Origin of the sequence: Enterobacter sp. CPE_E890 (genome assembly GCF_046521475.1) — a bacterium.
GTDB classification, from domain to species: Bacteria; Pseudomonadota; Gammaproteobacteria; order Enterobacterales; family Enterobacteriaceae; genus Enterobacter; species Enterobacter adelaidei.
Genome location: NZ_JBKFZW010000001.1, coordinates 4,573,058 through 4,592,745, shown reverse-complemented (window position 1 = coordinate 4,592,745; position 19,688 = coordinate 4,573,058). Strand labels below are relative to the sequence as shown.

The window sequence follows — 19,688 nt, the reverse complement described above, 5'->3', positions numbered from 1 at the left end:
CGGGCGATAAGGAGATCGTGAAGCATGGCTTTCAAAACATGGCAAACGGGCGTTCATATTCAACAGGATAGGGTGCTCATCGTCGCATTGGCCCGGGAGAGAACTGGCTGGTGCTTGCGTCGCTGGTGGGCAATCCCTCTGACCGAAGGCGTCATTCGGGAAGGTAAAATATGCCAGCCAGAACAGCTGGTTGACGCGTTGCGCGACTGGCGTAAGACGTTGCCACTCCAGCACCGTGTGTTCCTCTCTTTCCCGGCAGCACGCACCCTGCAACGCTCACTTCCCCGTCCGGCCATTGCGCTGCGCGACAGCGAGCAACTTTCATGGCTGGGCGCGGCACTATCGCGCGAACTGGAGATACCAGCAGAAACGCTCTGTTTCGATTACGTGCAGGACACGTTCAGCAACATATTTCATGTTACCGCCGCACAAAACAAAGAGGTTGAAACTCTCCTGGCGCTGGCGAAAACGCTACGTTTGCGGCTGGTGACGATTACCCCGGATGCCAGCGCACTGGCGAACCTTCTTCCCGCAGTTGCCCCGGCGCATTGCGTCGCCTGGCGAGATGAACATCAGTGGCTTTGGGCTATGCGTCATCAGTGGGGACGCCGCTTTACCACAGAAGCTGCAAACGTGACGGAGCTGGCGGCGCTACTGGCCCTGAGTCCGGGCGATATCGCTCTGTTTGATAGCCGACGTGACCCATGGGAAACCCTGGAGCGCTGCCATGCCCCGCTACCGGAATGCGGTGCTGATTACACCGTCGCGCTGGCGTTGGCCATGAGCGAGGTCCCTGAGTGAACATGACGAACTTTATACCGTGGCGACAGCAACGGCGGGCGCGTTGTCTGCGTTTCTGGGGCGCGATGTTCGTCGGCGCATGGCTGGTGATGCTGATGGTCATTTTCTGCCTGAGGATAAACCACCTGGTGAGGCTGCACGCTCTGCGAGCTGAACTGGCGGGAATGCAGTCCGTGCGTCACGCGCTTATGTCTCGCCAGACGCTGACCACAGAGGTGCCGATGCCTGCACTGAAACGTCAACGACACGCATGGCAACCGGTGCTGGAATCACTTGCCAGCGTCATGCCGTCGCAGGTCTGGCTGACTGAACTGCGTTACCAGCCTCCTGCTCTGATGCTCATCGGGTATGCCACTACCCTGCCAGCTCTTTCTGCGCTGCGTGATGTACCTGGACAACTCGACGGGTTCACGACAGGACCCGCAGGGGAGATCCGCCAGGATAGCCAGGGACACTGGATGTTCACATTTAATCTGAAAAGTGAGAGGTAACGTGTGGACACCCTGTTGGAACGCTGGTGCGAAAACCGTCCATGGCATCGGGTGCTTTGCTGGTGTCTGAGTATTCTCTTTGCCGGGCTGGCCGCATGGAGCATGTTGCTCCGCCCAGTAGACAGGCTGAGTGCTGAACTCCAGCGGCAATTGATGCAGGATGCGCGGGCTAATGCATCGCTATGGCCCGCAGCCAGTAAGATACCTTTTAGCCCAGCCTCTCCGAAAGTGCAGGAGATGCAGCCCTTTTCACCGCTCGATTTTCAGGGGGACGGTATGAAATTGGTTCACTGGAAGCCGTCGCAAAGGGGAGGAGAACTGACGCTGGATGCTGAATGGCCGGCGATCCCGACCATTTTTTCCCTGCTGGCACAGCGGGATGTGCAGGTCGCGGCTTTCGCGATTGCGCCACAGGATGCGTTGTTACGCCTGCGGCTGGAGCTGGAGTCAGATCATGCGAAATAGTGTGCGTTGCTTGCTGGTTTGTTCGGTGCTGACATTGACCGGTATGCGCGATCCGTTTCGCCCGCCGGACGATCCTTGCAGTCGTGGTCAACTGTTGCAGTGGCACTACCGCGGTATGGTGGCGGGTCATGAAACGGTTGGCATCTTACAGGATGGGCAAAAGCGCTGGTATCGCCTGAAAACGCATCAGCACTTCCCGGTGGGCTGGCAGGTAAAAGCCATCAATGAGTCAGCACTGGTTGTTGATGTGGGTGACACATGTGAACCTGGACAATGGACGTGGCAACGAGAAGGAACGATTAAAAATGAACTTAAGGATAATGCTGTTGCTGCTGGCGTTCTGCCAACCGCTGTGGGCCACCGTACCAAAACCCGTCACGCTGGTGGTGGATGATGTTCCTGTGGTTCAGGTGCTACAGGCACTGGTCGCGCAGGAGAACCGTAATCTGGTGGTATCACCGGATGTTAGCGGCTCGCTTTCACTTAACCTGACGCGCGTCCCCTGGCGACAAGCGCTACAGACGGTGGTCACCAGCGCCGGACTTGTTATACGGGAGGAGGGTGGCATTTTTTATGTCCATACTACGGCCTGGCAGCGCGAACAGCGGGAGCGTTCAGAGCAGGAGCGGACGCGCCGGCAGCTGGATGCCCCGCTGGTCTCACAAAGTCTCTCATTTTCTTACGCCGATGCCGGGGAGCTACAAAAAGCCGCCGAAAAACTCCTGAGCCCAAAGGGAAGTTTATCACTCGACAAGCGCACTAACCGCCTGTTGGTTCGGGATAATAAGACGGTGGTGGATACGCTGCAGCGCTGGGCCGCTCAGATGGATATTCCCGTCGAGCAGGTAGAGCTTGCGGCGCATATTGTGACCATCAATGAAAAAAGCCTGCGTGAGCTAGGGGTGAAGTGGAATCTTGCCGACGCCACCGACGCGGGCAAAGTTGGTCAGCTCACCACTCTTGGCAGCGATCTTTCCGTAGCCAGCGCCACCAGCCACGTGGGTTTTAATATCGGGCGAATTAATGGTCGGCTGCTGGATCTGGAGTTGTCAGCACTGGAGCAAAAACAGCAGGTTGATATCATCGCCAGCCCGCGACTGCTGGCCTCGCACATGCAACCGGCCAGCATCAAACAGGGGAGTGAGATCCCGTATCAGGTTTCAAGCGGTGAAAGCGGGGCGACCTCCGTTGAGTTTAAAGAGGCGGTATTAGGGATGGAGGTGACGCCCGTGGTATTGCCGGGGGGACGCGTGCGTCTGAAATTACACATCAGTGAAAATATGCCGGGGCAGGTGCTTCAGCAGGCTGACGGTGAAACGCTGGCGATCGACAAACAGGAGATCGAAACGCAGGTGGAGGTAAAAAGCGGAGAAACACTGGCGCTGGGTGGAATTTTTTCGCAGAAGAACAAAACCGGCAGCGACAGCGTGCCGGGGCTGGGGAAAATCCCATGGCTTGGACAGCTTTTTCGTCATGATGGAAAAGACAACGAACGACGTGAGTTAGTGGTGTTTATTACACCACGTCTGGTCGGTATTCACTGACGGGTAACGATCCCCGCAATGATTTTGCATTCAGTTTGTTGCAGATGTTTGACGTGGGGCATGAATTAGCATACAAGGAGTACCGATTTGAGTTGGACTTACGTCTTATTACCTTATGCGCCCGGCGCGGTGATTTAATCAGTTGCCAAACAAGCCGGAGTATTGAGATAATTTTTAGTCTGACTCTCGCTCTATTGCATATGAGGTTTCAGTTCATGTCCTGCTACGCTGGGTGTCTGCGAAGCGGGGATTACCATTAACGAATAGTCTTAGTAGTACCGATAAAATGGCAGAGAAACGCAATATCTTTCTGGTTGGGCCTATGGGTGCCGGCAAAAGCACTATTGGGCGTCAGTTAGCTCAACAACTCAATATGGAATTTTACGATTCTGATCAAGAGATTGAGAAACGAACCGGAGCTGATGTGGGCTGGGTTTTCGACGTAGAAGGCGAAGAAGGTTTCCGTGACCGAGAAGAAAAAGTGATCAACGAACTCACGGAAAAACAGGGCATTGTGCTGGCAACAGGCGGCGGCTCTGTAAAATCTCGCGAAACCCGCAACCGTCTCTCCGCCCGTGGCGTAGTGGTCTATCTTGAAACGACCATCGAGAAACAGCTGGCACGTACGCAGCGTGATAAAAAGCGCCCGCTGCTGCAGGTTGAAACGCCACCACGCGAAGTTCTGGAAGCGTTGGCCGATGAACGCAATCCGCTGTACGAAGAGATTGCTGATGTGACCATTCGTACTGACGATCAGAGCGCTAAAGTGGTTGCAAACCAGATTATTCATATGCTGGAAAGCAACTGATTCTGGCTTTATATACACTCGCCTGCGGGTAAAAGCATTAAAGGTGGATGTCGCGTCATGGAGAGGATTACAGTTACTCTCGGGGAACGTAGTTACCCTATCACCATCGCGGCTGGTTTGTTTAACGACCCAGCTTCCTTTTTACCACTGAAAGCGGGTGATCAGGCGATGCTGGTCACCAACGAGACGCTGGCTCCGCTTTATCTTGACCGTGTACGCTACCTGCTAGAGCAGGCGGGCGTAAAAGTCGACAGTGTCATTCTGCCCGATGGCGAGCAGTATAAAAGTCTGACGGTACTGGATACCGTCTTTACCGCATTGCTGCAAAAACCGCATGGTCGCGATACAACATTGCTTGCCCTGGGCGGCGGTGTTGTGGGCGATCTCACCGGCTTTGCGGCTGCAAGCTATCAACGTGGTGTCCGTTTTATTCAGATTCCGACTACGTTGCTGTCTCAGGTCGACTCTTCTGTTGGCGGCAAAACTGCGGTCAACCATCCGCTTGGCAAAAACATGATTGGCGCATTCTACCAGCCCGCTTCGGTGGTGGTGGATCTCGACTGTCTGAAAACGCTGCCGAAGCGCGAGCTGGCTTCGGGTCTTGCTGAAGTGATCAAATACGGCATTATTCTGGATGGCGAGTTCTTTGACTGGCTTGAAGAGAATATGGATGCGTTGCTGCGCCTGGATGAGGCTAAACTGGCATATTGCATCCGTCGTTGTTGTGAGCTGAAAGCGGAAGTTGTCGCAGCAGACGAGCGTGAAACGGGCTTACGTGCTTTACTGAATCTTGGGCATACGTTTGGTCACGCGATTGAAGCCGAAATGGGTTACGGTAACTGGCTTCACGGCGAAGCGGTTGCTGCCGGAATGGTGATGGCTGCTCGCACCTCTGAACGTCTGGGGCAGTTTAAACCGGATGAAACGGCGCGCATCATCGCGCTGCTTGAGCGTGCAGGCTTGCCGGTGACCGGGCCGCAAGAGATGTCGGCACAAGCGTATTTACCCCACATGATGCGCGATAAAAAAGTATTGGCAGGTGAGATGCGTCTTGTACTCCCGCTTGCAATAGGGAAGAGTGAAGTGCGCGGCGGAGTGCCGCACGATGTCGTTCTTGGCGCTATCGCTGATTGTCAGCAGGCGTAACAACTAGAAAGGTCAGGCCACTGTTGCAGGTGGTCGTTTAGCTTCAGGTGAAATGCAAAGTCGTTGGCATAAGCCTTTGAGTGGGGTGTTAAATGGATGAATTCAAACCAGAAGACGAGCTGAAACCCGATCCCAGCGATCGTCGTACTGGTCGTTCTCGTCAATCTTCAGAACGTGATAACGAGCCGCAGATCAATTTTGACGATGTTGATCTGGATGCAGACGATCGTCGCCCCTCGCGCAGCCGCAACGCGCACGATGAGCGAGCAGAAGAGGATTATGAGTCCGAAGAAGATTCAATGGACGAAGAGCCTGTAGAGCGTCGCCCGCGTAAACGTAAGAAAGCCGCTGCACCAAAACCGGCTTCCCGCCAGTATCTTATGATGGGGCTTGGCGTGTTGGTACTTGTGCTGCTGATTGTCGGCATTGGTTCTGCACTTAAAGCACCATCAACGAACTCAACCGAGCAAACCGCTTCCGCTGAGAAGAGCATCAACCTCTCCGGTAACGATGCGGCTAATCAGGCAAATGGCGCGCAGCCTGCACCGGGTACTACCCCTGCAGAGCAGACCGCAGGAAACACCACAGCACCACAGGATGTTTCTCTGCCGCCCGTTTCCTCAAACCCAGCTCAGAGTCAGGCACCTGTTACGCCTGAAGGCCAGCAGCGTGTAGAAGTTCAGGGAGACCTGAATAATGCACTGACGCAGCCGCAAAACCAGCAGCAGATGGATAACGCCGTGGTTAACTCTACGCTGCCAACTGAACCTGCAACCGTTGCCCCGGTTCGCGGTGGTAACGCTCAGCCGCAAACTGCTGCGACTGAAACCAAGCCGCGCCAGACGCAGACTGCAACACGTCCTGAACGTAAGCAGGCGGTGATTGAGCCTAAACGCGAAACTAAACCTCAGGCAGTGGTGAAAGCGCCTGAAGTGAAAGCTGTTCCGGCGCAGCCGAAACATACTGAAACGGCTGCGGTGAGCGAGCCAGCAAAAGCGCCAGTCACACAGACTGCGCCGAAAGCAACGGCGAGCACGACAGCACCGACGACGACAGCTGCACCTGCAGCGTCTGCTACAGCTTCCAGCACCGCAGCGGGCAAAACAGCAGGTAACGTAGGTTCGCTGAAATCTGCACCTTCCAGCAACTACACGCTGCAGCTGAGCAGTTCGTCTAACTATGACAACCTCAACAGTTGGGCGAAGAAATCCAATCTGAAAAACTACGTGGTTTATCAGACGACCCGTAACGGTCAGCCGTGGTATGTGTTGGTCAGCGGCGTTTATACGTCTAAAGATGAAGCGAAGCGTGCCGTGGCGACGTTGCCTGCTGATGTTCAGGCGAAAAACCCGTGGGCGAAGCCGATTCATCAGGTTCAGGCCGATCTGAAGTAATGTTTAAAGCGCAGGATGCTGTCGGAGCTTTCTCCACAGCCGGAGAAGGTGTAATCAGTTAGTCAGCATGAAAAAAAATCGCGCTTTTCTGAAATGGGCAGGGGGGAAATACCCCCTGCTCGATGATATTAAAAAGCACCTGCCGAAAGGTGAGTGTCTTATCGAGCCCTTCGTGGGCGCGGGATCGGTGTTCCTGAACACCGATTTTTCTCGTTATATCCTGGCGGATATCAACAGCGACCTTATCAGCCTCTATAACATCGTCAAACTGCGTACCGATGAGTATGTCGCAGAGGCGCGTAAACTGTTTACGCCTGAGAACAATAACCCGGACATTTACTACCAGTTCCGCGCGGAGTTCAATCAGAGTGATGATTCGTTCCGCCGGGCGTTGTTGTTCCTCTATCTTAACCGACATGGCTACAACGGCCTGTGTCGGTATAATCTTCGTGGTGAATTTAACGTGCCTTTTGGACGCTATAAGCGGCCGTATTTCCCACAGGACGAGCTGTATCACTTTGCTGAAAAAGCACAGAATGCTGAGTTTCACTGCCTCTCCTATGAAGAGTGTATGGAACTGGCAGGCGTAAACTCGGTGGTTTACTGTGACCCCCCTTACGCGCCGCTGTCTGCGACGGCGAATTTCACTGCCTATCACACCAACAGCTTCAGCCCTGCCGAGCAGGCGCGCCTGGCTGAGATGGCGGAAAAGCTGGTCAGCAAAAGAATTCCGGTGTTAATTTCGAATCACGACACGCCTGATACGCGCGAATGGTACAAAGCCGCGAAGCATTTTCAGGTTAAGGTGCGGCGTAGCATCAGCAGCAACGGCGGCACACGTAAAAAGGTGGACGAACTCCTGGCTCTTTATCGCCCCTGAGCCGTTTTGCCCGCCGGTAAACACATTTCAAGGAGAAGCGGATGAAACAGTTTTTGATTGCTCCCTCAATTCTGTCGGCCGATTTTGCCCGCCTGGGTGAAGACACTGCCAACGCACTGGCGGCAGGCGCGGATGTCGTCCATTTCGACGTGATGGATAATCATTACGTTCCTAACCTGACCATCGGTCCGATGGTGCTCAAGGCGCTGCGTAACTATGGCATTACCGCCCCGATCGACGTACACCTGATGGTGAAACCTGTTGACCGCATCGTGCCGGATTTTGCCGCAGCGGGAGCCAGCATCATCACCTTCCACCCGGAAGCCTCTGAACATGTGGATCGCACGCTGCAGCTGATCAAAGAGAACGGCTGTAAGGCGGGTCTGGTGTTTAACCCGGCAACGCCGCTGAGCTATCTTGATTATGTGATGGATAAGCTGGACGTAATTTTGCTGATGTCCGTTAACCCAGGCTTTGGCGGCCAGTCGTTCATTCCTCACACGCTGGATAAGCTGCGTGAAGTGCGTCGTCGTATTGATGAATCAGGCTACGACATTCGTCTGGAAGTGGATGGCGGTGTGAAAGTGAATAACATTGGTGAAATTGCGGCAGCGGGCGCGGATATGTTTGTTGCAGGTTCGGCAATTTTCGACCAACCGGATTACAAAAAAGTCATTGATGAAATGCGCCGTGAACTGGCAAAGGTAAGTCATGGATAAATTGCAGACAATTCGGGGTGTGGCATTCGACCTCGACGGCACGCTGGTCGACAGCGCGCCGGGCTTAACAAGCGCCGTTGATCAGGCGCTGTATGCGCTTGAACTCCCCGTTGCGGGTGAAGAGCGCGTGGTAACGTGGATCGGCAACGGCGCTGACGTGCTGATGGAGCGTGCGTTGACGTGGGCTCGCCAGGAGCGTGCGTCGCAGCGTTCGGCGCAGGGTAAACCGAGCGTCGATCATGCCGACATCCCGAAGGACGAGCAACTGCGTATTCTGCGCAAACTGTTCGATCGTTTCTATGAAGAGACCGTCGAGGAAGGGAGTTTCCTGTTCCCGGACGTCCAGGAAACCCTGAGCACACTGCATGCGAAAGGCATCCCGCTGGGGCTGGTAACCAACAAGCCAACGCCGTTTGTTGCACCTCTGCTTGAAGCGCTGGATATCGCGAAGTATTTCACCGTCATTGTCGGCGGTGATGACGTGCAAAACAAAAAGCCGCATCCGGAACCGCTTCTGCTGGTGGCAGGTAAATTATCCTTAACGCCTGCGGAGCTGCTCTTTGTTGGTGATTCACGCAATGATATTCTGGCTGCCCGGGCGGCTGGGTGTCCTTCCGTCGGGTTAACCTACGGCTACAACTACGGTGAGGCCATCACGCTAAGTGAGCCGGACGTCGTGTTCGACCACTTCAAAGATTTGTTGCCCGCACTCGGGCTTTCACACAGTGAACATCAGGAATTGAATAATGACTAAGCCCATCGTTTTTAGTGGCGCACAGCCTTCAGGTGAATTGACCATTGGTAACTACATGGGTGCGTTACGTCAGTGGGTCAGCATGCAGGATGACTACCATTGCATTTATTGCATCGTCGATCTCCATGCGATTACCGCGCGTCAGGATCCTGAGAAACTGCGTAAAGCCACGCTGGATACCCTGGCGCTGTATCTGGCCTGCGGCATCGATCCTGAGAAGAGCACCATTTTCGTTCAGTCTCACGTGCCAGAGCACGCTCAGCTGGGCTGGGCGCTGAACTGCTACACCTACTTCGGTGAGCTGAGCCGCATGACTCAGTTCAAGGATAAATCTGCACGCTATTCTGAAAACATCAACGCCGGTCTGTTTGACTATCCGGTACTGATGGCTGCAGACATTCTGCTGTATCAGACTAACCAGGTTCCTGTTGGTGAAGACCAGAAGCAGCACCTGGAGCTGAGCCGTGATATTGCCCAGCGCTTTAATGCGATTTATGGCGATGTGTTCAAGGTACCAGAGCCATTCATTCCGAAATCTGGCGCACGCGTGATGTCACTGCTGGAACCGACCAAAAAGATGTCCAAGTCTGACGATAACCGCAACAACGTTATCGGCCTGCTGGAAGATCCGAAATCGGTCGTGAAAAAGCTTAAGCGTGCGGTAACTGATTCCGACGAGCCGCCTGTCGTGCGCTACGACGTGCAGAACAAAGCGGGCGTGTCCAACCTGCTGGATATTCTCTCCGGGGTTACTGGTCAGAGCATTCCTGAGCTGGAACAGCATTTTGAAGGCAAGATGTACGGCCACCTGAAAGGTGAAGTGGCGGATGCCGTTTCTGGCATGCTGACTGAGCTGCAGGAGCGCTATAACCGCTATCGTAATGACGAAGCTTTCCTGCAGAAGGTGATGAAAGACGGCGCGGAAAAAGCCAGTGCGCGCGCATCTGAAACCCTGAAAGCGGTGTATGAAGCGATTGGGTTTGTGGGTAAGCCTTAAGCTTGCTTTGTCGCCACCTGACAAAAAATCGACTAAATAAAAAACCGGGAAATTCCCGGTTTTTTTACGCCTGAAAAACGCTTACTGCTGTGCCGCCGGGCCGCAACCACCGATGATTTTCGAAATGGAGATCGCCGGGTGCAGCAGATAATCGTAGCTGCAGTTATTTTTCGTGTTTTCTACACGACCGGTGCAAGCCGTCAGAGTCGATAACAGGCCGACCAGAACGGCGGCTTTTGCCAGTTTAAACATACGCATTCCTTGTCTGAAAACGAAAATGAGATGTAACTCAAGGGAATAAAGGGGAAAGTTCCACTTCGGGGCGGTATGTTATCGACAGCAGTAAGAGGGGAGTAGTCCGCTTAAAGACTACTCAGGGAAGGAATAATATGCGTTAGTGGTTGGAGAACCAGTTGAGTTTACCGCGCAGTTCCACCACGCGACCCACTACAATCAGCGCCGGGCTTTCAACCTGTTGCGCCAGTTCACCAAGCTGCGTCAGCACGCCATTTACCACGCGCTGCGTAATGGCGGTACCGTTTTCCACCAGTGCGACAGGCATATCTGCATCCATGCCGTGCTCAAGCAGTTTCGCCTGAATTGTAGCTGCCTGGTTCAGCCCCATATAGAACACCAGCGTCTGTTTTTCTGCGGCCAGGTTATGCCAGTCCAGCTCGCTGCCGGTTTTCAGATGGCCCGTCACCAGACGCACGCTCTGAGCGTAGTCCCGGTGTGTCAGCGGAATGCCTGAGTAGGCTGAGCAACCGGATGCCGCCGTAATGCCGGGCACGACAGAGAACGGAATACCCGCGTCACACAGGGTTTCCAGCTCTTCACCGCCACGGCCAAAGATAAACGGATCACCACCTTTCAGACGCACCACGCGTTTTCCCTTTTGCGCCTCGCGCAGCAGGATCTGGTTAATCTCTTCCTGCGGCACGCAATGGTAGCCCGCGCGTTTGCCCACGAAAACACGGTCGGCGTCGCGGCGAACCAGGTTCATGATGTCATCGGAGACCAGGCGATCGTAAACCACAGTATCGGCCTGCTGGAGCTGCTGGAGGCCTTTCAGCGTCAGCAAGCCTGCATCTCCCGGCCCTGCACCCACCAGCACCACTTCACCGCGGTGATCCAGCGGTTCGGTCAGCAACTGTTCGGTCGTCTCTTCAACGGCTTTCGTGTCCTGATTCGCCAGCGACTGCGCCAGCCTGTCGTTGACAAAGAATTTTTCCCAGAACCGACGTCGCTCAGCTACGGTTGCGAAGGTTTGCTTCACGCGTGAACGCAGCTGCCCGGCATAATGCGCAATCTGACCAAGATGCTGTGGCAGCACAGCCTCCAGTTTTTCCCGCAGCAGGCGAGCAAGTACCGGCGAGCGGCCACCGGACGACACTGCAATCATCAGCGGGGAACGGTCGATAATCGACGGCATGATGAAGCTGGCTTCTTTCGGCGCATCCACCACGTTGCAGAAGATACGGCGTACCTCACAGGCATCGCTCACGCGTTGGTTCACTTCATCGTCGTCCGTTGCGGCAATCGTCAGCCAGCAGGTATCCAGCAGGGATTCATTAAACTCACCCTGCTCCAGCGTGAGCATTCCTGCCTGGGCCCAGACCTCAAACTGTGGGGCAAAGTCGAGGGCGTTGACGGTCAAACGGGCACCCGCTTCTAACAGCAGGCGCGCTTTGCGTTCGGCCACATCGCCGCCGCCCACGAGCAGGCAGTCGCGGTTGCGTAATTGACAAAAAATCGGCAGGTGATCCACGACGTTACCTCGCAGCATTTATGGAAGGGGTAAGAAATGACGTCAGGATAACAGCAGGGATCGTAAGGAACATACGAATTTCCTGCCGTTATCCCTAAAAGGGCGGAGGTTAGCCTTTCAGCTGCACCATGCCATCCTTCACGCGGGCGTCGTAGTGCTTCACAGAGCGGCTCTCATCTTCCATGCAATACCCATCGCTTAAGCGGAAACGCTCCTTTTTCAACGGGCTGGCGACCCACAGCTCGCCCTGGTGCTCGGCAATCAACCCGCGGGAGAGCACGCTGGCCTCGAAGAACGGATCGATATTGCTGATGGCAAAAACCTGTTCGTCGTGACGAGGGCGGAAAATCGCGACCTGCTCTTTACCCAGCAGCGCGCAAACGGCGGTGGCAGGCAGGATGTCATTAATATTGCAGATGTTTACCCACTGGCTCATGCGTTTTCCTCCACCAGAGTCACCGGAATACGTTCATACGGTGTCGCCGGACGATGCTGTTCACGCTCCGGCACAACCTGTACGTTCGGGTCGCGCTGGGTGCTGTTGATAAAGTGTTTGAAGCGCGTCTGTGCCGCCGGGGTGTTCACGGTTTCATTCCATTCGCAAATCACCGCGTCGCGCAGGCGAGCCATCTCGGCTTCAAGCTGTTCGTTTAGGCCCAGTTTGTCGTCGATGATGACTGACTTCAGGTAGTCGATGCCGCCTTCCAGGTTGTCCAGCCAGGATGCGGTACGGGTCAGCTTGTCGGCGGTACGGATGTAGAACATCATGAAGCGGTCGAGGTACTGAATCAGCGTATCGTGGTCGAGATCCGCTGCCAGCAGGTCTGCGTGACGGGGTTTCATCCCGCCGTTACCGCACACGTACAGGTTCCAGCCTTTCTCGGTAGCGATAATACCCACGTCTTTACCCTGTGCTTCTGCGCATTCACGAGTACAGCCGGAGACGCCGAACTTCATTTTGTGCGGCGTGCGGATGCCTTTGTAACGATTTTCCAACTCCACGCCGAAGCCCACGCTGTCGCCGACGCCGTAACGGCACCAGGTGCTGCCCACGCAGGTTTTGGCCATACGCAGCGCTTTGGCATACGCGTGGCCGGTCTCGAAGCCCGCTTCAATCAGCTGACGCCAGATTTCTGGCAGGTCGTCTTTCTGCGCACCAAACAGGCCGATACGCTGGGAACCGGTGATTTTGGTGTACAGGTTAAATTCACGTGCGATGCGACCTACGGCGACCAGCCCTTCCGGGGTGATTTCACCACCGGCAGAGCGTGGGATAACGGAATAGGTCCCGTCTTTCTGGATATTTGCCAGGAAGTTGTCGTTGGTGTCCTGAAGCGGCGTATGTTCTGGTTTGAGAACGTACTCATTCCAGCAGGAGGCCAGCAGAGAACCGACGGTCGGTTTACACACTTCGCAGCCATAACCCTGGCCGTGTTTTGCCAGCAGTTCGTCGAAGGATTTGATGCCCTCCACGCGGATCAGATGGTAAAGCTCCTGGCGAGAGTAAGAGAAGTGTTCGCACAGATTGTTGTTCACTTCGATGCCCTGTTTCGCCAGTTCGGCGTTCAGCACCTGGGTGACCAGTGGAATACAACCGCCGCAGCCGGTACCGGCTTTGGTTTCTGCTTTCAGCGCCGCCACGGTGTGGCAACCTTTGTTGATAGCGGAAATCAACATGCCTTTGGTGACGTCGAAGCAGGAGCAAATTTGCGCGCTGTCCGGCAGTTTATCGACACCGATAGACGGCTTGCCGCTGGAGGCATGAGCCGGCAGGATCAGGGCGTCCGGGTTTTCCGGCAGTTCGATGGCATTCAGCACCAGTTGCAGCAGGTTGCCGTAATCGCTGGTGTCACCCACCAGCACCGCGCCGAGAAGAGTTTTATTATCCTGGCTGACGATGAGTCGTTTGTAGACCTCTTTGCTTTCGTCGAGGTAGACGTAGCTGCGCGAGTTCGGGGTACGACCGTGCGCATCGCCAATACCGCCAACGTCTACGCCCAGCAGCTTCAGCTTGGCGCTCATGTCTGCGCCTTCGAAGGCGTTCTCCGTTCCAAGGATATGGTCAACGGCAACCTGCGCCATTTTGTAGCCGGGGGCGACCAGCCCGTACACGCGGTTGTTCCAGCTGGCGCACTCGCCAATTGCGTAGATGTCCGGGTCAGAGGTCTGGCAGGTATCGTTAATCATGATACCGCCGCGCTGAGCAACGGCCAGTCCACACTGGTTAGCCAGCTTGTCGCGCGGACGTATCCCGGTGGAGAAGACGATAAAGTCCACTTCAAGCTCGCTGCCGTCGGCAAAACGCATGGTTTTGCGCGCTTCAGTGCCTTCCTGGACGATCTCTTTGGTGTTTTTGCTGGTGTGAACCTTCACGCCCATGCTTTCGATTTTACGACGTAACTGGTCACCACCCATGTGGTCCAGCTGCTCGGCCATCAGCATCGGGGCAAATTCGATGACGTGAGTTTCAACGCCGAGGTTTTTCAGTGCGCCTGCGGCTTCCAGACCCAGCAGGCCGCCACCAACTACTGCACCGCATTTGCTGCGACGTGCACAGCTTTCAATGGCTTTGAGGTCTTCAATGGTACGGTAGACGAAGCAATCCTGGGTTTCCGAGCCTTTGATTGGCGGGATCCACGGATAGGAGCCTGTCGCCATGATCAGCTTGTCGTAAAAAACCGTGCGTCCGGCGCTGGAGTGGATCACTTTTTCCTGGCGGTTGATGGTGATAGCGCGTTCTCCCACCAGTACTTTTACGCCATGCTTCTCGTAGAAACCCTCACGCACCAGGGAGAGCTCTTCAGCGGTATGATGTGAGAAGTAGGAAGAGAGGTGCACACGGTCGTACGCCTTGCGGGGTTCTTCACAGAACACGGTAATGTCGAACTGGGCAGCGTCAGCTTTATCGAGAAGATCCTCAATAAAGCGGTGGCCGACCATGCCGTTACCGATGATAGCGAGTCTGACTTTGCTCATTATTGCCTCGATTTCTTTTCTATTACTGCCTACCTTAACGATTCAGCTATGGCGATTATTGATGCAAATCAAATACGTCTTCGCCTACTCCTTAGGTGGTATGCGACTGATTTGTCAGGGTTTTTATAAGTGGCGGAAATCGAAGGCTTTTCGTTGTCGTTGAATTTGTGTACAACTCAGGGACGATCGTTGAAAAATCGGTACGCCTGAATATCAGCTGCGTTTTTTAGGGGAAAGGTATGTCTACAACACCGTTATGGCTAGTTCAGAATGTTCGTTTACCGGGTCGGGAAGGGCTGTGGCAACTCGCCATTGAGAACGGGCGATTTGGTGACATTACCCCAATGGATGATACCCACGTCGAAAGTTATGAAGTCTTAAATGCCCGTGGAGGGCTGGCGATTCCGCCGTTTATTGAGCCGCATATTCATCTTGATACAACCCAGACGGCAGGCGAGCCGAACTGGAACCAGTCCGGCACGCTGTTTGAAGGGATTGAGCGCTGGGCGGAGCGTAAGGCGTTGCTCAGTCATGACGATGTCAAAGCGCGTGCCTGGAAAACGCTGAAGTGGCAAATTGCCAACGGCATTCAGTTTGTTCGCACCCATGTGGATGTCTCCGACCCGACGCTTACCGCTCTTAAGGCGATGCTGGAGGTGAAACAGGAGGTTGCCCCGTGGGTGACGCTGCAAATTGTCGCGTTCCCGCAGGAAGGTATTCTTTCGTACCCGAACGGCGCGGCGCTGCTGGAAGAGGCGTTAAAACTGGGGGCTGACGTGGTGGGGGCGATCCCGCACTTCGAATTCACCCGGGAATATGGCGTGCAGTCTCTGCATATCGCCTTCGAGTTGGCGAAGAAATATGACCGCCCGCTGGATATCCACTGTGATGAAATCGACGACGAGCAGTCCCGCTTTGTGGAGACGGTCGCCACGCTGGCGTATGAGGCCGGTATTGGTGCGCAGGTAACGGCCAGCCATACCACCGCTATGCACTCTTACAACGGTGCATACACCTCGCGGCTGTTCCGACTGCTGAAGATGTCGGGCATTAACTTTGTGGCGAATCCGCTGGTGAACATTCATCTGCAGGGACGCTTTGACGACTATCCGAAGCGTCGCGGCATCACCAGGGTGAAGGAGCTGCAGGAAGCGGGCATCAACGTCTGCTTCGGCCATGATGATGTGTTTGACCCGTGGTACCCGCTCGGCACCGGCAACATGCTGCAGGTGCTGCATATGGGACTCCATGTTTGCCAGATGATGGGCTATCCGCAAATCGACAGCGGGCTGAACTTGATTACACACAACAGTGCCAGAACCTTTGGTCTGAGTGATTACGGTATCGCAACGGGGAATCCGGCAAACCTGATAATCCTGCCGGCAGAGAGCGGATTTGAAGCGGTGCGCTGCCAGGTGCCGGTGCGCTGGTCGATTCGTCAGGGGCGGATTATTGCCACCACGCAGCTGGCGCAGACGTGGATCCAGATGGACAGTGGTGGGGAAGAGGTGAGCTTTGCCAGAAACAGCCCCTCTGCTTAAGCAAAGGGGCAAGGCGATTAGTGAGAAGCTGCCGCCACGTTATGCTGGCGGTGGCGGGTCACGAAGCCCAGGACGAGGCACATGATAAACACCACGGCATACAGACCGTTCGCGGTGTGCAGCGCTGCCAGAGGACCGCTGTGCGCTACAATCGGGCCCGTGACGACGAAGGTCAGCATGGTGCCGATGGTGCCGCAGGTCAGCACGAAGTTTACCAGTTTTGGCGAGGCCACTTTCGTCTGCAGCGAGCCCAGGGTAATGATGGACGTGTAAATCGCGCTGGAGAAGAAGCCCAGGGTCAGAATGAACCACGGCATATGTTCCGGCGACCCGTTAATGAACAGGTACATCAGCACGGTTGCCAGGCCTGCCAGCACGGTCAGAATGCGCTGCAGGTCGAAGAAGCGCAGGATGAAGCTAAACGCCCACATGCCGAACATATAAGACATCCAGAAATCGCTCACCAGTTTGCCCGCATCGTTCAGGCTCATGCCCAGACCTTTAGCGTATTCCGGTACCCAGGAGATAAAGCCCAACTGACCCAGGATGTAGCACAGGGCGGCAATAGAGAGGAACAGCACGCCGATACCCCATTTCTCTTTCGCGACAGGTTCTGCCGTGGTCTGCGCTTTTTTACCCAGCACCGGGAATTCACAGCCGAAGGTCAGAATAAAGATCGCCACGTAGACCAGCCCGATGCAGGCATATACCCAGTACCACTCAATGCTGCGTGCCAGCAGAACGGCGGCAACCATCGGGAAAATCATCCCGGCCATGCTGAAGAAGGAGTCAGTAAACAGCAGACGTGCGCCGCGCTGACGGCCTTCATACATATGGGTAATGAGGAACGTACCGATCGACATGGTGATCCCGCTGACCAGACCGAGCACAAACATGGCGGCGGAGAACAGGGCGATGCTGTGGCTCAACATCAGACCCGCCACGGCGGCGACCATCAGCACAAAGCCAAAACGCAGCTGCGTTTTCAGCGGAACAATTTCCATCAGCCAGGCATTCAGGAAGATAGAAATCAGGATCCCCGCGTTGAGGAAGGTGAAAGTGTTACTCATGCTGGATACGGGCAGCTGGAAGTAGTCTGCGATATTCCCCATCACCATCCCGGTGACGATCACCAACGCGCCGGTCAGGGCGTAGGAGAAGAAGCTGATCCATGTGAGCTTGATGCGATTGCTGTTAGTCATGTCTGGCCTGTTCAAAAAAGAAAAGCGCCCAGGGGGCGCTGAGAGCGGGCAGATTTTAGACATTAAAGTGATACATTCATATCTTTTAAGAGAAATTAGAACTTCATTGCATGATTTTGTGTGATGGCGATCACAAAATATGGCGCTAAAGCCAACCGTTTGCGTGGTTACAACTGTTTCAATTTCGTAAAATTAGGTAAAAGGCTGGTCTCCGTTCATACTGCTCTTTAGAATCATGCCATTCGCTTTTTATACTGCGCTTTGTTAAGGAATTCTCATGCTCAAATCAACACTGGCGGCTGTCGCAGCTGTGTTTGCTCTTTCTGCCGTTTCCCCTGCTGCGCTGGCAGCAAAAGGAGATCCTCACGTCCTGCTGACCACCTCCGCCGGGAACATTGAGCTGGAGCTGAATAGCCAGAAAGCCCCTGTTTCCGTGAAAAACTTCCTCGACTACGTGAACAGTGGTTTCTATAACAACACCACTTTCCACCGCGTGATCCCGGGCTTTATGGTTCAGGGTGGCGGCTTCAATGAGCAAATGCAGCAGAAGCAGCCGAACCCGCCTATTAAAAACGAAGCGGACAACGGTCTGCTGAACAAGCGCGGTACCATTTCCATGGCGCGTACAGCAGATAAAGACAGCGCGACCAGCCAGTTCTTCCTCAACGTGGCGGATAACGCCTTCCTCGACCACGGCCAGCGTGACTTCGGTTATGCCGTCTTCGGTAAAATTGTGAAAGGGATGGATGTGGCGGACAAGATCTCTCAGGTGCCTACCCATGATGTCGGCCCATACCAGAATGTGCCGTCAAAACCTGTCGTTATCCTCTCCGCAAAAGTTCTGCCATAACGTTTTTTGACACGGGCGTCCCCCGCCCGTGTTTTGCCCCTCCCTGCGAAAGCGCGTTTTGCTGCTTATACTTGTGGCAAACGGACTATTCAGGGAGGCGTTAAGTGAAAAAACTCACCGATAAGCGAAAATCCCGTCTCTGGGAACAGCAGCGTAACGTCAATTTTCAGGCCAGTTGCCTCCTTGAAAAAGGTAATGGTCCTTCAGAGCCTCACATTGAGATGCTGGAACTGGGGCCTTCTGCCCCCGGTTTGCCCCATCTGTGCCATATTCATCGCCATTTGTACCGCAGCGAGATGAAGCGGGCAGGCGAGTTACGTACCGACGATATTTTTAAGGGTGACATTCCTTTCTGCCATTTCGAATACATCGAGAAGATGGGTAACGAGCTGATGGCGGCGCTGGAAATCGAAAAGTATCTCGTGGGTCTTGAGAAAGCGGCGTTTGTTGACAGAGTTAGCCACTATTACTGCGAAATCAACATGCTGCATCCGTTTATGCGCGGCAACGGTATTGCCCAACGCGTTTTCTTCGAGCAGCTGGCGATCCACGCCGGTTACACGCTGGACTGGCGTGATATCGATCCGGAGCAATGGGTGGTGGCCAACCAGAATGGCGCAATGGGGGATTTGACGGCTCTGAATACTATCTTTGCCAAAGTAGTGAGCGAAGCACGGGAAACTGAGTAGAATAGGGCGGCATTTTTTCGGGAGCCGCCATGATTCTGCTGATTGATAACTACGATTCCTTCACCTGGAACCTTTACCAGTATTTTTGCGAGCTGGGTGCAGAGGTGGTTGTCCGCCGCAACGACGACATTAGCCTGGCGGATATTGAAACACTGGCTCCGCAGAAAATCGTGATTTCACCTGGCCCCTGCACCCCGTCGGAGTCTGGTATTTCGCTGGAGGTTATCCAGCACTATGCCGGCAAGCTGCCGATCCTCGGCGTCTGTCTTGGCCATCAGGCCATTGCGCAGGTGTTTGGTGCCACTATCGTGCGCGCCGCGAAAGTGATGCACGGTAAAACCTCTCCGGTCACCCACACTGGCGTTGGGGTATTCACCGGGCTCAATAATCCGTTAACCGTGACGCGCTACCATTCACTGGTGATTGACCCGTCGACGCTGCCTGACTGCTTTGAGGTGACCGCCTGGAGCGATACGCAGGAGATCATGGGGATCCGTCACCGCGAATGGGATCTCGAAGGCGTACAGTTCCACCCGGAAAGCATCCTCAGCGAACAGGGCCACGCGCTGCTGGCAAATTTCCTTAAACGCTGAATATTGATTGCCTTGTCGTGATTTTTTATGCATATTTTGTGATTATATTTTCACAATCACTGTGACATAA

At 54.7% G+C, this 19,688-nt stretch carries 21 protein-coding genes; 16 read left to right on the top strand and 5 right to left on the bottom strand.

The features are described 5' to 3' along the window. Positions 1–24 precede the first annotated feature (24 nt). The 12 genes from ACLHV9_RS22780 (at position 25) to trpS (ending at position 9,999) form a co-directional block, all read left to right on the top strand. Positions 25–801: a DNA utilization protein HofM gene (locus ACLHV9_RS22780; RefSeq protein WP_407221095.1), complete on the top strand. Its 777-nt coding sequence runs from the start codon at positions 25–27 to the stop codon at positions 799–801. After that, positions 798–1,292 carry a PilN domain-containing protein gene (locus tag ACLHV9_RS22775; protein ID WP_028018020.1) on the top strand — a complete coding sequence of 165 codons (495 nt, stop codon included), beginning with the start codon at positions 798–800 and terminating at the stop codon, positions 1,290–1,292. Before ACLHV9_RS22780 ends, ACLHV9_RS22775 begins: the two co-directional genes overlap by 4 nt. A 3-nt stretch (positions 1,293–1,295) precedes the next feature. Then, entirely contained in the window at positions 1,296–1,757 is a 462-nt protein-coding gene (locus ACLHV9_RS22770; RefSeq protein ID WP_407221094.1) for a HofO, read from the top strand. Then, positions 1,747–2,151, top strand: a complete 405-nt coding sequence (locus ACLHV9_RS22765; protein WP_407221093.1) for a HofP DNA utilization family protein — start codon at positions 1,747–1,749, stop codon at positions 2,149–2,151. The genes ACLHV9_RS22770 and ACLHV9_RS22765 overlap by 11 nt, the downstream gene beginning before the upstream one ends. Then, positions 2,078–3,301, top strand: a complete 1,224-nt coding sequence (gene hofQ, locus ACLHV9_RS22760) for a DNA uptake porin HofQ (RefSeq protein ID WP_374936475.1) — start codon at positions 2,078–2,080, stop codon at positions 3,299–3,301. Before ACLHV9_RS22765 ends, hofQ begins: the two co-directional genes overlap by 74 nt. Before the next feature lie 286 nt (positions 3,302–3,587). Next, positions 3,588–4,109, top strand: coding sequence for a shikimate kinase AroK (gene aroK / locus ACLHV9_RS22755; RefSeq protein WP_003861630.1), 522 nt, complete (start codon positions 3,588–3,590; stop codon positions 4,107–4,109). A 57-nt stretch (positions 4,110–4,166) separates the two neighbouring features. After that, positions 4,167–5,255 carry a 3-dehydroquinate synthase gene (gene aroB / locus ACLHV9_RS22750; RefSeq protein WP_407221092.1) on the top strand — a complete coding sequence of 363 codons (1,089 nt, stop codon included), beginning with the start codon at positions 4,167–4,169 and terminating at the stop codon, positions 5,253–5,255. 92 nt (positions 5,256–5,347) lie between these two features. Then, on the top strand, positions 5,348–6,649 hold the full coding sequence (damX, locus tag ACLHV9_RS22745; RefSeq protein ID WP_129324605.1) for a cell division protein DamX: 1,302 nt from the start codon (positions 5,348–5,350) through the stop codon (positions 6,647–6,649). 67 nt (positions 6,650–6,716) lie between these two features. Continuing rightward, a complete protein-coding gene (dam, locus tag ACLHV9_RS22740; protein WP_108091118.1) occupies positions 6,717–7,529 on the top strand; it encodes an adenine-specific DNA-methyltransferase in 813 nt (270 codons plus the stop codon). A gap of 41 nt (positions 7,530–7,570) precedes the next feature. Next, positions 7,571–8,248 (top strand): ribulose-phosphate 3-epimerase, encoded by a 678-nt coding sequence (rpe, locus tag ACLHV9_RS22735; protein ID WP_008503032.1) that lies wholly within the window; start codon positions 7,571–7,573, stop codon positions 8,246–8,248. Continuing rightward, positions 8,241–9,002 (top strand): phosphoglycolate phosphatase, encoded by a 762-nt coding sequence (gene gph / locus ACLHV9_RS22730; RefSeq protein ID WP_049007360.1) that lies wholly within the window; start codon positions 8,241–8,243, stop codon positions 9,000–9,002. Before rpe ends, gph begins: the two co-directional genes overlap by 8 nt. Beyond that, a complete protein-coding gene (trpS, locus tag ACLHV9_RS22725; RefSeq protein ID WP_028018012.1) occupies positions 8,995–9,999 on the top strand; it encodes a tryptophan--tRNA ligase in 1,005 nt (334 codons plus the stop codon). Before gph ends, trpS begins: the two co-directional genes overlap by 8 nt. A gap of 81 nt (positions 10,000–10,080) precedes the next feature. Here trpS and ACLHV9_RS22720 read toward each other — a convergent pair whose 3' ends face one another. The 4 genes from ACLHV9_RS22720 to nirB form a co-directional block, all read right to left on the bottom strand. After that, positions 10,081–10,251, bottom strand: a complete 171-nt coding sequence (locus ACLHV9_RS22720; RefSeq protein WP_028018011.1) for a YhfL family protein — start codon at positions 10,249–10,251, stop codon at positions 10,081–10,083. A 142-nt stretch (positions 10,252–10,393) separates the two neighbouring features. Then, entirely contained in the window at positions 10,394–11,767 is a 1,374-nt protein-coding gene (gene cysG, locus ACLHV9_RS22715) for a siroheme synthase CysG (protein WP_407221091.1), read from the bottom strand. Between the two features lie 109 nt (positions 11,768–11,876). Further along, positions 11,877–12,203, bottom strand: a complete 327-nt coding sequence (gene nirD, locus ACLHV9_RS22710; protein WP_407221090.1) for a nitrite reductase small subunit NirD — start codon at positions 12,201–12,203, stop codon at positions 11,877–11,879. After that, the gene (gene nirB / locus ACLHV9_RS22705) at positions 12,200–14,743 is read right to left on the bottom strand and encodes a nitrite reductase large subunit NirB (protein ID WP_407221089.1); all 2,544 of its coding nucleotides are present in this window, start codon (positions 14,741–14,743) and stop codon (positions 12,200–12,202) included. Before nirB ends, nirD begins: the two co-directional genes overlap by 4 nt. A gap of 239 nt (positions 14,744–14,982) precedes the next feature. Here nirB and ACLHV9_RS22700 point away from each other — a divergent pair, with 239 nt between their 5' ends. After that, a complete protein-coding gene (locus tag ACLHV9_RS22700; protein WP_407221088.1) occupies positions 14,983–16,284 on the top strand; it encodes a cytosine deaminase in 1,302 nt (433 codons plus the stop codon). 17 nt (positions 16,285–16,301) lie between these two features. On the opposite strand, the gene tsgA is transcribed toward ACLHV9_RS22700, so the two are convergent. Beyond that, positions 16,302–17,486, bottom strand: a complete 1,185-nt coding sequence (gene tsgA / locus ACLHV9_RS22695; RefSeq protein WP_028018006.1) for an MFS transporter TsgA — start codon at positions 17,484–17,486, stop codon at positions 16,302–16,304. 277 nt (positions 17,487–17,763) lie between these two features. Here tsgA and ppiA point away from each other — a divergent pair, with 277 nt between their 5' ends. The 3 genes from ppiA (at position 17,764) to pabA (ending at position 19,618) form a co-directional block, all read left to right on the top strand. After that, entirely contained in the window at positions 17,764–18,336 is a 573-nt protein-coding gene (gene ppiA / locus ACLHV9_RS22690; protein WP_023309471.1) for a peptidylprolyl isomerase A, read from the top strand. A gap of 104 nt (positions 18,337–18,440) precedes the next feature. Then, the gene (locus tag ACLHV9_RS22685; protein WP_407221087.1) at positions 18,441–19,025 is read left to right on the top strand and encodes a putative adenosine monophosphate-protein transferase Fic; all 585 of its coding nucleotides are present in this window, start codon (positions 18,441–18,443) and stop codon (positions 19,023–19,025) included. Positions 19,026–19,054: 29 nt separating this feature from the next. Further along, positions 19,055–19,618 carry an aminodeoxychorismate synthase component 2 gene (gene pabA, locus ACLHV9_RS22680; protein ID WP_108091112.1) on the top strand — a complete coding sequence of 188 codons (564 nt, stop codon included), beginning with the start codon at positions 19,055–19,057 and terminating at the stop codon, positions 19,616–19,618. The last annotated feature ends 70 nt before the right edge of the window (positions 19,619–19,688 follow it).